Genomic DNA, 13433 nt, shown 5'->3' on the forward strand with positions numbered 1-13433 from the left:
ATTATTTCCTTTCTCCAAAAATCGTTTTATAGGGGTTAGCGTCAAATTTGTCTATCAAAGCAGAGCCTTTTTCCACAAAATTATCAATGTTTCTTAAGCTCAACTGCGCTTGCATGATTAAGGGAGTAAACATCGCCTTAAAGTCGTATTGCCCCTGTTTTAGGCGTTTATCCACATCTAAAGCCACATTATTGACATTAGAAACAAGATTGTTAGCGTTGCCAATCAAGGCGTCAAATTGCGTCTTTCTTGAATCCAAGTTAGCGATGAGATCATCTACTGAAGCGAGAATGTGCTTGAATTTTTCCACATTTTCATCATCTAAAATCTTATTCACGTTTTTAATCGCTTTCATCACTTCTTGCATCGCTTGATTAGCATCCACGCTCAAGCGATCTATAAGCCCTTCTTTAAAGATCAAAATCCGCTCCCCTTTATCGCCACTGCCATAAAATTCTTCATTGCGGCTTTGCTCTAAGGCTAAAAATTTTAACCCCATAAGCCCCCTAGAAGAAACCGCAACTTTGGAGTCTTTACGGATCTTAACGCTGGATTTAATCATCAAATCCAAACGGACAACCCCCACTTTATCCTTTGCAAAACCCACCTTGATGACATTGCCCACTTGAATCCCTTTGTAATTAACGGGCGAGTTGGTCGCAATGCCTCCCAAGTCTTTGTCCGTATAGACCACGTATTCATAATACTTCCCGTCATCTAATCCCAAATGGCCTAGCCATAAAATAAAGCCTACCATGCACACTAAGCATAAAAAGAAGAGCCCGCCGATTAAAGTGTAATTCACATGCCTTTCCAAAATTTCTCTCCTCGTGTTGAATTGAATAAATTGCCTTCATCTAGCCCTTGAGTTTGAGCTTTTTTAATAAAATCCTTTAAATCCCCATTAAACTCTAATAGCCCGTCTTTGAGCATGATAAACCTGTCCACGCAATCATGCACGGAGTCTAAATCATGCGTGATCATCACCACCGTAAGTTGCAAGCTCTCTTTGAGTGTCATAATCAGTTCGTCAAATTTGCCCGCGCTATAAGGATCCAGCCCGCTTGTTGGCTCATCTAAAAATAAGATCTCCGGATTAGTCGCCATAGCCCTAGCTATACCCACGCGCTTTTTCATCCCCCCACTCAATTCATAGGGGTAAAGGTGGTAAGCCCTAGGGGGCAAACCCACTCTTTCAATCCACATTTTAGAAATTTCTTCAACAATTTTTTTAGAATAAGCGCCGTATTGCTCTAGCATCACGCCCACATTTTCTAAAACCGTTAAAGAGCTATAGAGCGCGCCAAACTGGAAGCAAATCCCACAGCGGTTAAAAATCTTTTGCTGCTCTCTTTCTTTGAGTTTCCATATATCTTCCCCAAAAAGCAACACTTCCCCTTTTGTAGGGCGATTGAGTAAGATCATGCACCTTAAAAGCGTGCTTTTTCCGCTCCCTGAACCCCCTAAAATCGCCATCACTTCGCCCTTATGCACGCTAAAACTCACGCCCCTATGAATAATGGTGCTTCCAAAAGCGCTATGGAGATCCTTGACTTCAATTAAGACTTGATTGTTAGTAGCGTTCATTATATGTTCAACTTAGAAAAGATGATAGAAAAAACAGCGTCTAAGAAAATGATCCAAAACAAAGCGTTCACGACACTAATAGTGGTCAAGCGCCCAATGCTCTCAGTATCCCCCTTGACTTCAAACCCGCGCATGCACCCCACCATCGCAATCGCAAACCCCCAAAAAGGAGCCTTGACAATCCCTACCAAAAAATGATTCCAACCCACTGTGTCATGCAGTCTGTCTATATAGCTTGGAAAGCCTAAATCCAATTGGTATTTAATCGCAAACATGCCCCCAAGAATGGCGAACGCATCAGCGATAAACACCAATAAAGGCAAAACAATCACTAAGGCCAACACCCTAGGCAACACTAAAAATTCAAAAGGGTTAAAGCCCATGGTTTTCATCGCGTCTAATTCCTCAGTGATCTTCATCACCCCAATTTGCGCGGTAAAACTGCTCGCGCTCCTCCCGGCCACCACGAGGGTTAAAATAAAAGGGCCGATTTCTCTTAAAGCGAGTTTAGCCGTCATTTCCACCGACATTAAAGGCGCGCCCATGTCTTGTAATTGTAAAGCCCCTTGTAAAGCAACGGCAAACCCCACGATAAACACCGTTAAAATACTCACTGGCAAAACCTTAAACCCGGATTCATTGATATGATAGAGCAAAGGAGTGATGCAAAAGCGTTTGGGGTTGAAAACGCTTTTAATGAAGTAAAATAAAATCATGCCACAAAAATTGAATGCGTTTAAAAAGGTGTTGTAAGTTTCTACGATACTCTTACCCAATTTAGTGATCAAAAGTTCGTATTTTTTGCCCGCTTTTTTAGACTCTAAATCCTCTTCTTTTTCAAGCCAGTCTTTAACCACTTTCAAAGCGCATGCGTTATTCTCGCTCACGTTGCACAATTCAATGTTTAAAGAACGCTCCTTGACTAAATCAAATAAAAACATGCCAAAAACAAAATCCACTTTTTGGCACCCTGAAAAATCCATTTTTAAAGGCCCTTGATGATCTAATAAATTTTTTTTCAACTCATCTAAACGAAACACGCTCGTTTTAAAATCCCAATCCCCTCTTAAAATCAGCACAGAGTTCGCCCCATCTTTACGCATTTCTAAAAATTTTTGTTTCTCTGTCTTCATTAAAATATATTCTCTCTTAGATTAGGTAAAATCTATTAACAAAATCTTGTTTGTTAAAACGGCTATTTTAACACAATGATAAAACAAAAGGTTAAACAATATTCTGTTTAATAAAGGATTGATTATTTTTAAAATGTTTAAAAAAATCATTTTTTTTTGTGTTTTCTTAATAGGGGGTTTGGTTATTTCGCCCCTTGATGCAATGCCTATTTTGCATAATAAAACCCCTAAAAAAAATTACCAAGAAGCCCATGAAAAGCTCTATAGAAGCATCATTAACCGCCAAAAGCTCACGCGCAAAAAAAGCGGGTGGTATTTTTTAGGAGGGTTTGGCGCTGTAGAGGCCATTAAGGACTATCAAGGCAAGGAAATGAAAGATTGGATCGCCACGCTTGATTTAAAAACCGGCGTGCAAAGTTTTTTTAAAAAATACATCGGGATTAGGGGGGTTTTTGCATGGGATCTTGGGTCAGGAAAAGTGAATTACCAAAGCCATAACGATCCTACAAACTCTTTTTTTACCATGCTTGCGGTGGGTTTGGATGTGATTATGGAATTTCCTTTAGGGAGTTATAAGCATTATCTGGGGGCGTTTGGGGGAGCTAGGGGGGCTTTAGTCGTTTATACCGACAAGCAAAATTTCAAGTTTTTTAAACATTCTGTGGTTTCAGGGGGCTTAGCGATTAATGGGGGGGTCATGCTCACGCTTTTTTTAAGACACCGCATTGAATTAGGGTTTAAAATCTTACCCACTGCAAGATTGCTTTCTAGCTCCAAACGCTTTGAGACTTCGCCCTTATTTTATGCGGCATACAGCTATAAATTTTAACCTTTTAGCAAACTTCAAAAATCCAATCTTTAGGGGCTTCTTGCTCGCCTTGCTGGATGGATAAAAGCAAATCATAGAGTTGTTTAGTGATATGGCCCGGCGCTTCAAAAAAATAAGACTTGTTGTTGTGCGTGATTTCTTTAATGGGCGTAATGATCGCGGCTGTCCCGCACGCTCCAGCTTCTTTAAATGCATCTAATTTTTCAATCAAAATTTCTTTTTCTTCCACTTCCAAACCCAAATGCTCTTTAGCCAAAAACATCAAGCTTTTTCTGGTGATGCTTGGCAGAATGCTTGGCGAATGCGGGGTGATAAAAGCGTTGTCATGCGTGATGCCAAAAAAATTCGCTGCCCCCACTTCTTCAATTTTAGTGTGCGTGGTGGGGTCTAAATAAATGCAATCATCATAGCCTTGCTCTGTGGCCATTTTATGGGCTAACAAGCTTGCAGCATAATTCCCTCCCACTTTCACCCCTCCTGTGCCTTTAGGTGCAGCTCTATCAAAAATCGTAGTGATAAACCTCGCCCCCCCTTTTTCTATGCCCCCCTTAAAATACGCCCCCACAGGCACGCAAAACACGATAAAAAGGTATTCACTAGCCGGCTTCACCCCCAAATTATCCCCCACGCCTATGACAAAAGGGCGCAAATACAAACTCGCCCCGCTTTTATAAGGAGCGAGCCATTTTTGATTCGCTTTGACTACTTCAGCGCATGCCCTTAAAAACAGCTCTTCGCTCACTTTAGGCATGAGCAGTCTTTCGCATGAAGTTTGCAAGCGTTTGGCGTTTTCTAAAGGGCGAAAGAGTAAAGCCTTCCCCTTTTGAGAGCGGTAAGCCTTCAAGCCTTCAAAACAAGCCTGCCCATAGTGTAGGACCGGCGAGCCTTCGCTGAGTTGTAACACATTTTCGCTAACCAATTCGCCTTGCGACCACGAGCCGTTTTTATAAGTAGCGATGAAGCGAAAATCCGTTTTAATGTAGCTAAAGCCTAAATTTTTCCAATCTAAATTTTCTAAATTTGCCATTTTCACACCTTTAAATGGATAGTTTCAGGTGCGATTGTATCTAAAAAGGGGTTAAAAATCCCTCAAATAACTGATTTGAAACGCATAAACTCGGCGCACATCAGCCTGTAAGGTGTATCCCTTTTCGTTGGTAAGAGAGAAAAGCTGGTGCGTGATCGTAGGCACTTTAATCCCTAATTCCAAGCTATTGTGTTTAGCGATATGGGTGCGGACCCCAAACTTCCATAAAAACTGGAAATTAGCCGGGCTGTAACTGGAATTGCTGTGGTGTTTTGCATAATTAGCGATCTCTTTACTGATGCTCGTTGCCCAACTATCCCCGGCTAATTGGATCCCCACCACAAAACCAAAAACCATGTTTTCTTTATTCACAAAATTCCACAGCGTATCCAGCCCCACACCATAAGTGAATAAATTGACATAGTATTGCCCCTGATAGGAATCCCTTTCGGTTAAAGTCGTCCCCCCAAAACTAAAGCTATTGTAAATAAACCCGCTCTCGCCCACCGGGATACCCTTTTTCATCACGCCAAAGCGGTTGTGCGCGTAGTCAAAAAACCCATAATAACGCGCACCAAACCATTTTTTCTTGCCAAAAAATTGCTTATAGCCCACTTCAAAACCCGCTCCTGCATAAGGCGGGAACTTTATCAAAGGCTTTTGCAAGCCGTTGTCATTCACCATTTTAGTCTGATTTTGTATCATGCTCACCTGGTAATTGACTCCCACAAAAGCCGCACTCTCTTCAGCGTTCGCTAAAACACCCAAAGCCCCTAATAATATAATTCTTTTCAACATTCAGTCTTTTCCCTTTATTTTTTGATAATCGCTCTATATTATATTAGCTTAAAATGGCTAAGTATTACTTATAAAGAAATAATAATATATTTTTTCTTAAACTCAATTAAAAAACTAACCTTTTAGTTCATTCCAACGATTCGCCACAAACGCACTCGTTTCTAGCGGCACCCTCAAAGGATACACTTCATCATTGAGAATGCGTTGGATTTCTTGCTGCAACTCTGGGGCGTTTTTTTCTTCAATCTCAAAAATCAATTCGTCATGCACTTGCAAAAGCAGCCTCACCGAAGGGTTATTTTTGAAACGCTCGCTCACTTTGAGCATGCCTAATTTCAATAAATCGCTGGCACTCCCTTGAAAAATCGCATTCACGCCCTCTCGCAAATAATTGCCCTTAACATAGTCATTCACGCCATTAAAATCAAACACCCGATAACGCCCAAGCAAAGTAAAAGCTTTAGAAGTTTTTAAAATCTCTTCTTTCATGCGGTTTAAATAATCTTTAATGCTAGGGAATCGTTTGAAATACGCCTCTATGTAGCTTTTAGCCTCATTTAAAGAGATGTTTAAAGTTTCGCTCAATTTCTTACTCCCCATGCCATACACCAGCCCAAAATTAATGCTTTTAGCGATGGATCGTTTTTCTTTGGCTAAATCTCCACCAAACAACGCCTTAGAAGTTTCTAAATGGATGTCTCGCCCCCTTAAAAACGCCTCCATTAAATCCTTATCCTGGCTAAAATGGGCCAACAAGCGCAATTCAATCTGCGAATAATCCACCCCTAGCAAACAATATTCTTTAGAGCTGGCAATAAAGCCCTTACGAATGAGTAAGCCTTTAGGCGATCGCACCGGGATATTTTGCAAATTAGGCGAATGCGAGCTTAAACGCCCGGTAGCTGTGCCGGTTTGGATGAAAGTGGTATGGATTTTATCGTCTTTGTCTTTTAAGCGCAATAAAGGGGTGGTATAAGTGTTAAAAAGCTTATTCAATTCTCTGTATTCTAAAATCAAAGGGATGCTTGGGTGCTTGTCTAGGATTTTTAACAAATTTTTTTCATCGGTAGAATGGCTTTTATTTTTAGGAAGCTCTAATTTTTCATACAAGACTTCGCTAAGTTGCTTGGGCGAATTGAGATTAAAATCCACGCCGATTAAATCCAAAATTTGGCGCTCTAAAACATGCAATTCATTTTTAAACTCCTGCTCTAAGCGCTTGAAATAAGGTGCATCAATCTTAAAGCCTTGAAATTCCATGCCTATTAAGACTTTCATAAAGGGCGTTTCAATGTCTCTAGCCAAAGCAAGCAAGTTTTCTTCCAATCCCCCTTTTTCAAAATATTCGCACAAACGCTTTAAAGCGTTTAATTCCATATTCAATTGCTCTAATTTTTCCGCCTTGCTTGTTGTTTTAAAATCTTTGATTTTTTCATGCGGGATTAATTCTTCTTTTAAATATTCCTTTAAAACTTCATCAAACCCCACTTTTTCCGGATTCTTTAAAAACGCTAAAATTTGAGTGTCCTGGATGCGAATGTTTTCCAAAGACACCTGGTATTTGGCTTTTAAAAAGCTCAATAAGGGTTTTAAATCATGCCCAATGATTTGCACATGCTGTAAGATTTGAGAAAAAGCGTTTTGCAAAAACTCTACAGAAAAGGGCGAAAATAACGCCTCTTCTAAGGGTAAAAAATAGCCTTGATCTTGTAATAAAAACGCTAGGGCCAAAACTTTTTTTTCTTTATTTAACACCAAACGCATAAAAACCCTAGCGTTAGGATTTTTTAATTTTTCTAAAAACATGCTCAAAGGCTCAGCACTTTCTAAAACAATCATGCGTGATTTTGTGGGGGCGTTGTCTAAGGCGGGCGTGCTGTCTAATATGGGGGCGTTTTCTATAATTAAAGGGGAATTTTCTAAATCCCTTAAAGTGGAAATAAAACCATATTCCTTCAATTCATCTTTAATTTTCAATAAGGGGTTTTCGCTAGGAAAAGCGCAACTTAAAAAATCAAATTCTTTAATGCATCCTCTTTCTAAAGTGGCTAATTCTTTGCTTAAAAACGCGCTTTTTTTGTCTTGTATCAGGGCTTGATACATTTTAGGGCTGAGTAAATTTTTTGCCAAGTCTAAATTTTCATAGATGTTTTCCAAACTCCCTAATTGCTGTAACAATTCCTTAGCGTTCTTGCTCCCAATGCCTTTAACCCCCTTGTAATTATCGCTGCTATCCCCCACAATGCCCTGATAATCCGTGAATTGACTCGGCAAAATCCCGTATTTTTCCACGCAATCTTTCGCCAAAAACTCCGTTTTGCCATCAAAAAGCGCGATTTTATCGCTCAAAAGCTGGTTAAAATCCTTATCTTTAGAATAAATGCGCGTTTTATAAGGGCTTAGCGTGGCTAGAGTGGCGATCACATCATCGGCTTCAAACCCATTCACTTCCACGCAAGTAAAACCCATTTTTTGCAACCATTCTAAGGCGATAGGGATTTGTAAAAGCATCTCTTTAGGGGCGTCTTTGCGATTTTGTTTGTATTCGCCCAATTTTTCAGCTCTTTTAGTTTTAGTCTGGCTTTCTAGAGCGAACACGATAAAAGGCATGTTTTTTCTATCTTTATAGAATTTTTTAACCATGCCCACAAGCCCCGTTAAAAGCCCTGTAGGAAAGCCCTTATCGTTGGTTAAAGGCTTATTTTTAGCGCTCATGTAATAGCTTCTAAACAAATACGCAAAAGTATCAATTAACGCTAAAGTCCCCTCTTTAATGACTGGCTGCTCCATGATTCAACTCTCTTTCAATCAAGCGAATTTTAAATTTATTGTAACACAAGCTGGACCTCATCTCTTTCAAAATAACGAGTCTTTTTGAACGGGCGTTTCTTGGCTGATGATTTCTTTTGTAGCCTGTATTTTAGCGCCGCAGTATTGAGCCACGTCTTGAATGGTTTGCTTCATCAGGGCGTTGGTGAGGGTGCGCATGAAATGAAAATCAATTTTACCATGTTGTTTGGTGGGGAGTAGGATTGACATTTCACTAGCAATTTTACGATTGAATTTATTGCCATAATTAAAACGCCCACAAGCTACTTTTTTAAAAGCAACAACGATATAGAGTAAAGTTTTTTCATTCCAAAACTCATGGTATTTTAAAGGGTATAATCCTTGCACATGCGAATACCCTATAAAAGGTCTTTTTTGATAAAAAATACCCTCTGAAGTCGTGGTATCGCTATAAGTGATCTGATTGCCCTTTTCGGTGGGTTCTAAAGAAGAATAACCGCTTATCCCATTATTCAAACTAGAATTGGTAACGACTGGGTTTTTTGCGTTACTATCAAATAAATGAGAGTTTGTGAGATTATAGGCTTTTGTGGGGCGTATTTCAAACAAATCCCCCAATCTGAAGCTTTGCCATGTTAAGCCGCATGGGGTATTACCCCCCCTCCCCAGAATTATTGAAAACATTGAGGGCGTTTTCTTCATCGCTAGAAAGGGTGGTGTTTTCTAGCCCTGTAGCTTTTAAGTAAGCCTGAAGTTCGGCGAGCCGACACTGCTCAAGTTCGGCTATGAATGTTTCCATGAAATCAAAATCAATATCCTCAAGGGTTTGAGTGTTAGCGGTGGGTTTTAGGGGTAGAGAAAATTTAAACTCTGCAATACTTTCTGTTGTAGAGCCTAGCCCCCAAGTCAAGGGCTTTAAAATAAATTGTAAAATCGCGCTTATAAAATGTAAAATTTTAGGGCTTTTGAAAGCAAATTTTGGTTTTAAAATTTTAACCTTATTACCTGTAAAATAAGGTTGTTTTTGATAAAACACGGTGAAAGTGTCTTGCGCGAACGAAAGAGTATTTTTTTCATTAGTAAATGTAGGGTCATCTACAATAAAGCCTTTTATGCCATTGTTGGTTGTAGTGCGCACGACATAAGGATAGCTGTTTTCTATTTGCGTGTCATGGATTTTTATCGTGTTAGCGTGATAAATTTTCTTACTTGACAACACTTCAAACAAATCCCCTAATCTGAACTCGCCCCACTTAATAGCGTTGAGTTGGCTACTAAGGGGGCCTATCACTTTGGGGGCGTTTGGTTTTTTAAAATCAAGCCCACTTCATAAGAAAGGTAATCGGCTATCGTTCTTTTAAAATCCTCTAATTCGGGTTTGGTGTCATTCTTTTGATGCGCTTCAAAATTAAAGTCTTTAGCATGCTTGTTTTCATGTGGCTTAGCGATAAAGTCTTCAATATAGATTGTTTCTAAAGCGCCCCACAGCTCTTTAGAAACCTTAGCGTTTAAGCCGGCTTTGTAAATTTTAATGATTTCTTCGTAGCGTTTGGTGGGGTTAGAGGTTTCATTTAAGCCTCTTTTGGTGCGTTTGAAGCCATCGTTTCTAAAGTCTATGAATTTAACGGGCTTTTCATAATCGTGTGGCTCATGAGCTTTAAAAATATAGACGCTTGTTTGCACCCCGGCTTGAGGCATGAATAAATCAGTAGGCATTTTAATGCTCGCTAAAAGCGAATGCTTTTTTAAAATTTCAACATTGGATTTTAACGCTTGCCCGCTCCCTGCGCTATCTTGGATAATGATCGCTCCTAAAGCGCCTTTTTGCATATGCTCTAACCCAAACTTGATAAAAGGCATGCCGTTTTCTTCGTAGCTAAAAGGAGGGTTTAATAAAAGGATATTGGGCTTAAAATCTTCATAAATCTTTTTATTGGTTTCAAAAGTGTTGCCTTTGATGATTAAGCTTGATCCATCGCCTCTTAAAATCATGTTAGTGGTGGCTAGAGAAAACATTTCAGCGTTAAGCTCCACGCCTAAAAGTTGCGTGGTTTTCATGGCTTTGATTTTTTCGTTCGCTATAGTGGTGTTTTTACCATAGGTTTTTTCAATGTCTTCAATCATTAACACCATAGAAGAAATTAAAAATCCTGCGCTCCCTGCGGCCAAATCCATCACAAAAGACTTCGCGTTAACCCCTAAAAGTTCGCTCATCATTTTAGTTACATAAGGCGGGGTTAAAACAATGCCCAATTCCTTACCATCCCCTAAAGCGTATTTTAAAAATTCGCTATAAAGTTCGCCCATGATGTCTAAATGACCGGTATTGTCGCTTTCATTAATGGGCTTATGGACAAACTCATAAAGAAAGGTAAAAATTTGCTTAGTGATGCTTGAATCTTTTTCTAAAAGCATGCTTATGGCTTTATCCAGGCTCGTTATTTTATCGCGTTGCGGGTCTTTTCTGATTTCTTTAAAACTAGCGAGCATTAGATCTCGTTTTTCTTCGCTCAAGTTTTTGGTTTTTAAAAATTCGCTGATTTGGTTAAACACTAAAACGCCATCACGGCTAGTGTCGGTTATTTCGCCTTTTAAATCGCTTGGTTTTAAGCCCTCTTTTTTGCCCTTAATTTCTTGCATGGACAAAAGCATGCCGCTCACGTATAGCACGCGCTGAGGTGCGGTGATGTTGTGGTTATGCATCAGGCGGTTGAGTTTTTTAGCGGTTTCGTTTAGATCGGCTTTGGTTTTGATTAAAATAGAATGCTTTTCTTCTTCAGTGAGCGTGCATTCTTTATAAAAAGCGTTAAACGATTCTTGATTTTCTAAAAAATGCAAGTTTTTAGCGTTAGTGAGCTTGTGCGAATTGATCCCGCTTGCAAAAACATAATACACTTCTATCAAAAGGTTTTCTTCATCATCGCCGGCTATGCCTATGGCGATACATTCTTTATATTTTTCTTTGTCTCTTAAGATATTTTGAGCGTAGTGTAAAGCCCCATTCACGGCGAATTTTGAAATGGAATTGTCATCGTTTGCAACCGCGCTGTTTTTGAGCTTTTTTAAATTTTTAGCGTAGAGTTTGTTTTCTATGATTATAGGGATAACGCTTCCTTTATTTTTTGGGTGCGTGTATTTTTCTAAGCTGAAATCTGGCTCGCCATAAGAAGTTTTATCTTTGGTTTTACTCGCATTCAAAAGGGCGTTTTTAAGGCTAGGACTCATTTGGCTTTTAACATTAAAATCCTTATTTTTCATAAGCCCTAAATTGGTCAATTCTTACTAGAATGTTAGTTTTTTCTCTAAGTCTCATAGAAAGGGACTTGGAAAACATGGCAAAAACTTTAAAACCAAATTTAGATAAAGATGAGTTAAACACACTTTATAAGGCAAATCTTGCTTATGCTAAAAACACGCATGAGCATTATTTCGAGTTTAAAAAAGATTTAGACTACAAACTCTTTAATCCTAGCATTATGCATGGGCAAGGTTCTATAAGCTTTGTAGGCGGACAAGGAGCTAAAAGATTATTAGACATACTCTACAAGCTCGCATTTAATGCTAAGTCTAATAAGATTGCCCTAGATAGACATTACGCCAAAATGTTTTTGCAAGTTGTAGCAAGAACTCTAAGAAAGAATGTCAATATATTAGAAGAGCAAGGTTTTATTGAAGTCATTAAAGGAAAACAAAGATACTTGTATGCGTATCTTAAAGATTACAGAGAATTAGAGGGCTATAACTATGTAGGAGCCAATCAAAAGAACAATATCCCATCGCCTTTTTTCTTACAGATTATGCGTTTCTTAGAAAAGTTTGCCAAAGAAATTGAGAGAGTAAAAATTAACAAAAAAGAATGTATTATGCACATTCCTAGCCAAGAGTTTATGCAAAAAACTAATAATGTCGTTTTAAAATTCACGCCTATTTCTAATCCTAACACCACTTACACTTTAACTTACAAAGACTTAACCAACAAAGACATTCCAAGCAATTTGTGTTTCTATCAAACAGCTATTGTGAAGAAAAATCTCTTAAAAGCATTAAAAGACATAGAGTGTGTGGGCGAACCCATTAATAGCTCACCCAAAGCTTCAAACTACTTTCAAGAGAGTGCTTAAGAATGACGCCATATGAAATTTTAGATTTTTGTTTTATTGGAAAGACACTTTGCAAATTGACTTTTCGCAAATGGATATGAAAACACAAAACAAAAGGAATACAATGATTGAACTAATCCTAGACAAGAAGTCCATACAAATTGATGAAGAATTTCTAGATATTAAAAAGCATTTAGAAAAGTTTTACTCAAACAAAGAACAAGAGCCAATCGCTCAAACTTTAGAGAATGAAACAGAAATTTCTTGTAGCTATTTGTGGGATAAAGACTTCTCATTGCTAGAAAAGCATTTAGAGAATAGCTTAGGGCATTTTACCTTTGAGAGCGAGTTTGCCCTACTAAAAGATAAAGAGACTTTAAACCTATCTCAAATCAAACAAATCGGTGTCTTAAAGGTTCTTACCTATGAAATGATACAAACCTTAAAAAATCAAATCATTCATTTAGCACAAGTTGTCAATGAAGAAAATTTAGAAAAAGATGAAGAACTTGTTGTCTACCACCTAGATTTCACGCTCACCAAGCAATCTTATAAAGTGATGGCTCAATTTTGTGTGATTAAAAAAGAAAGGAATATCGCATGAAAAAATTAAGGCATTTTAGAAAGCTTATCGCCTTTTTAGGTTTTTCACCACCTTTATTACAAGCGGATATGACTACCTTTTTTAATAGCATTGAACAACAACTCACTAGCCCCACCGCTAAGGGTATTTTGATGGTCATTTTTTTAGGGCTTGCTATTTTCATATGGAAAAATTTAGACAGATGGAAAGAAATCTTAATGACAGTCCTTGCTATTGCCATAGGCGCTGCAATCTTTTTTAAAGCCCCAGCCTTAGCTAATTGGTTTATGAGTATTTTTTAAAGGAAAACAAATGCAATTAGTCGGCATTTCAGTTTCTAATCTCAAAGAAATCAGTTCTAAAGAAAAGTTTCTTTGGCTCAATGCTAAGAGCTTTTTAATCGCAGGATTTATTCCTTTTGTAATGATACCTTGGCTAGATTTTTTAAATTCTTTAATGCTGTATGTGTGCTTTTTATTGGTTTTTAGCATAGCGGAGTTCTTTGATGAAGATATAAGCGACATTTTAATCGCCCATTCTAAGATTAAAACCAAAACTAATTCATTTTATGCTTAAAGGAAAGGAT

General features: G+C 38.4%; 12 protein-coding genes and 1 pseudogene. 5 read left to right on the forward strand and 8 right to left on the reverse strand.

Annotated features, from left to right (window positions below; genetic code table 11):
- Position 1 precedes the first annotated feature (1 nt).
- The 3 genes from EAL49_RS06960 to EAL49_RS06970 are packed head-to-tail and all read right to left on the reverse strand — an operon-like array spanning position 2 to position 2720.
- Entirely contained in the window at positions 2-817 is an 816-nt protein-coding gene (locus tag EAL49_RS06960) for an MlaD family protein (RefSeq protein WP_120829595.1), read from the reverse strand.
- Positions 802-1587 (reverse strand): ABC transporter ATP-binding protein, encoded by a 786-nt coding sequence (locus EAL49_RS06965; protein WP_000994586.1) that lies wholly within the window; start codon positions 1585-1587, stop codon positions 802-804. The genes EAL49_RS06960 and EAL49_RS06965 overlap by 16 nt, the downstream gene beginning before the upstream one ends.
- Positions 1587-2720, reverse strand: coding sequence for an ABC transporter permease (locus tag EAL49_RS06970; protein ID WP_120829596.1), 1134 nt, complete (start codon positions 2718-2720; stop codon positions 1587-1589). Before EAL49_RS06970 ends, EAL49_RS06965 begins: the two co-directional genes overlap by 1 nt.
- A gap of 133 nt (positions 2721-2853) precedes the next feature.
- Between EAL49_RS06970 and EAL49_RS06975 the strand changes: the two genes are divergently transcribed.
- Positions 2854-3549, forward strand: a complete 696-nt coding sequence (locus EAL49_RS06975) for an outer membrane protein (RefSeq protein WP_120829597.1) — start codon at positions 2854-2856, stop codon at positions 3547-3549.
- A 4-nt stretch (positions 3550-3553) separates the two neighbouring features.
- Here EAL49_RS06975 and ilvE read toward each other — a convergent pair whose 3' ends face one another.
- The 5 genes and pseudogenes from ilvE to EAL49_RS07000 all read right to left on the reverse strand — a co-directional run bounded on the left by ilvE (position 3554) and on the right by EAL49_RS07000 (position 11422).
- Positions 3554-4576 (reverse strand): branched-chain-amino-acid transaminase, encoded by a 1023-nt coding sequence (gene ilvE / locus EAL49_RS06980; RefSeq protein ID WP_120829598.1) that lies wholly within the window; start codon positions 4574-4576, stop codon positions 3554-3556.
- A gap of 51 nt (positions 4577-4627) precedes the next feature.
- The gene (locus EAL49_RS06985; protein WP_115807133.1) at positions 4628-5374 is read right to left on the reverse strand and encodes an outer membrane protein; all 747 of its coding nucleotides are present in this window, start codon (positions 5372-5374) and stop codon (positions 4628-4630) included.
- Between the two features lie 114 nt (positions 5375-5488).
- The gene (polA, locus tag EAL49_RS06990) at positions 5489-8164 is read right to left on the reverse strand and encodes a DNA polymerase I (RefSeq protein ID WP_162973136.1); all 2676 of its coding nucleotides are present in this window, start codon (positions 8162-8164) and stop codon (positions 5489-5491) included.
- Between the two features lie 66 nt (positions 8165-8230).
- Positions 8231-9455 (reverse strand): annotated as a pseudogene (locus tag EAL49_RS06995) (restriction endonuclease subunit S).
- A complete protein-coding gene (locus EAL49_RS07000; RefSeq protein ID WP_240461658.1) occupies positions 9452-11422 on the reverse strand; it encodes an HsdM family class I SAM-dependent methyltransferase in 1971 nt (656 codons plus the stop codon). The pseudogene EAL49_RS06995 and the gene EAL49_RS07000 overlap by 4 nt, the downstream one beginning before the upstream one ends.
- Positions 11423-11496: 74 nt before the next feature.
- Here EAL49_RS07000 and EAL49_RS07005 point away from each other — a divergent pair, with 74 nt between their 5' ends.
- From EAL49_RS07005 to EAL49_RS07020, 4 genes are all read left to right on the forward strand, one after another.
- Entirely contained in the window at positions 11497-12285 is a 789-nt protein-coding gene (locus tag EAL49_RS07005) for an integrase (protein ID WP_120829601.1), read from the forward strand.
- Positions 12286-12388: 103 nt separating this feature from the next.
- Complete coding sequence (locus EAL49_RS07010; RefSeq protein WP_034375662.1) at positions 12389-12868, forward strand: hypothetical protein; 480 nt, start codon at positions 12389-12391, stop codon at positions 12866-12868.
- Positions 12865-13149 carry a TrbC/VirB2 family protein gene (locus tag EAL49_RS07015; RefSeq protein WP_006563999.1) on the forward strand — a complete coding sequence of 95 codons (285 nt, stop codon included), beginning with the start codon at positions 12865-12867 and terminating at the stop codon, positions 13147-13149. Before EAL49_RS07010 ends, EAL49_RS07015 begins: the two co-directional genes overlap by 4 nt.
- A gap of 10 nt (positions 13150-13159) precedes the next feature.
- Entirely contained in the window at positions 13160-13423 is a 264-nt protein-coding gene (locus EAL49_RS07020) for a hypothetical protein (protein ID WP_001177712.1), read from the forward strand.
- Positions 13424-13433: the final 10 nt, after the last annotated feature.

The organism is Helicobacter pylori (genome assembly GCF_003637665.1).
Taxonomy (GTDB): Bacteria; Campylobacterota; Campylobacteria; order Campylobacterales; family Helicobacteraceae; genus Helicobacter; species Helicobacter pylori_CK.

Bases quoted from the DNA above. Each gene is read 5' to 3' on its own strand.
- EAL49_RS07015 (WP_006563999.1), top strand. From the start codon at position 12,865: ATGAAAAAATTAAGGCATTTTAGAAAGCTTATCGCCTTTTTAGGTTTT.
- EAL49_RS06985 (WP_115807133.1), bottom strand. From the start codon at position 5,374: ATGTTGAAAAGAATTATATTATTAGGGGCTTTGGGTGTTTTAGCGAAC.
- EAL49_RS07005 (WP_120829601.1), top strand. From the start codon at position 11,497: ATGGCAAAAACTTTAAAACCAAATTTAGATAAAGATGAGTTAAACACA.
- EAL49_RS06970 (WP_120829596.1), bottom strand. From the start codon at position 2,720: ATGAAGACAGAGAAACAAAAATTTTTAGAAATGCGTAAAGATGGGGCG.
- polA (WP_162973136.1), bottom strand. From the start codon at position 8,164: ATGGAGCAGCCAGTCATTAAAGAGGGGACTTTAGCGTTAATTGATACT.
- EAL49_RS07010 (WP_034375662.1), top strand. From the start codon at position 12,389: ATGATTGAACTAATCCTAGACAAGAAGTCCATACAAATTGATGAAGAA.
- EAL49_RS06975 (WP_120829597.1), top strand. From the start codon at position 2,854: ATGTTTAAAAAAATCATTTTTTTTTGTGTTTTCTTAATAGGGGGTTTG.
- EAL49_RS07000 (WP_240461658.1), bottom strand. From the start codon at position 11,422: ATGAAAAATAAGGATTTTAATGTTAAAAGCCAAATGAGTCCTAGCCTT.
- ilvE (WP_120829598.1), bottom strand. From the start codon at position 4,576: ATGGCAAATTTAGAAAATTTAGATTGGAAAAATTTAGGCTTTAGCTAC.
- EAL49_RS06965 (WP_000994586.1), bottom strand. From the start codon at position 1,587: ATGAACGCTACTAACAATCAAGTCTTAATTGAAGTCAAGGATCTCCAT.
- EAL49_RS07020 (WP_001177712.1), top strand. From the start codon at position 13,160: ATGCAATTAGTCGGCATTTCAGTTTCTAATCTCAAAGAAATCAGTTCT.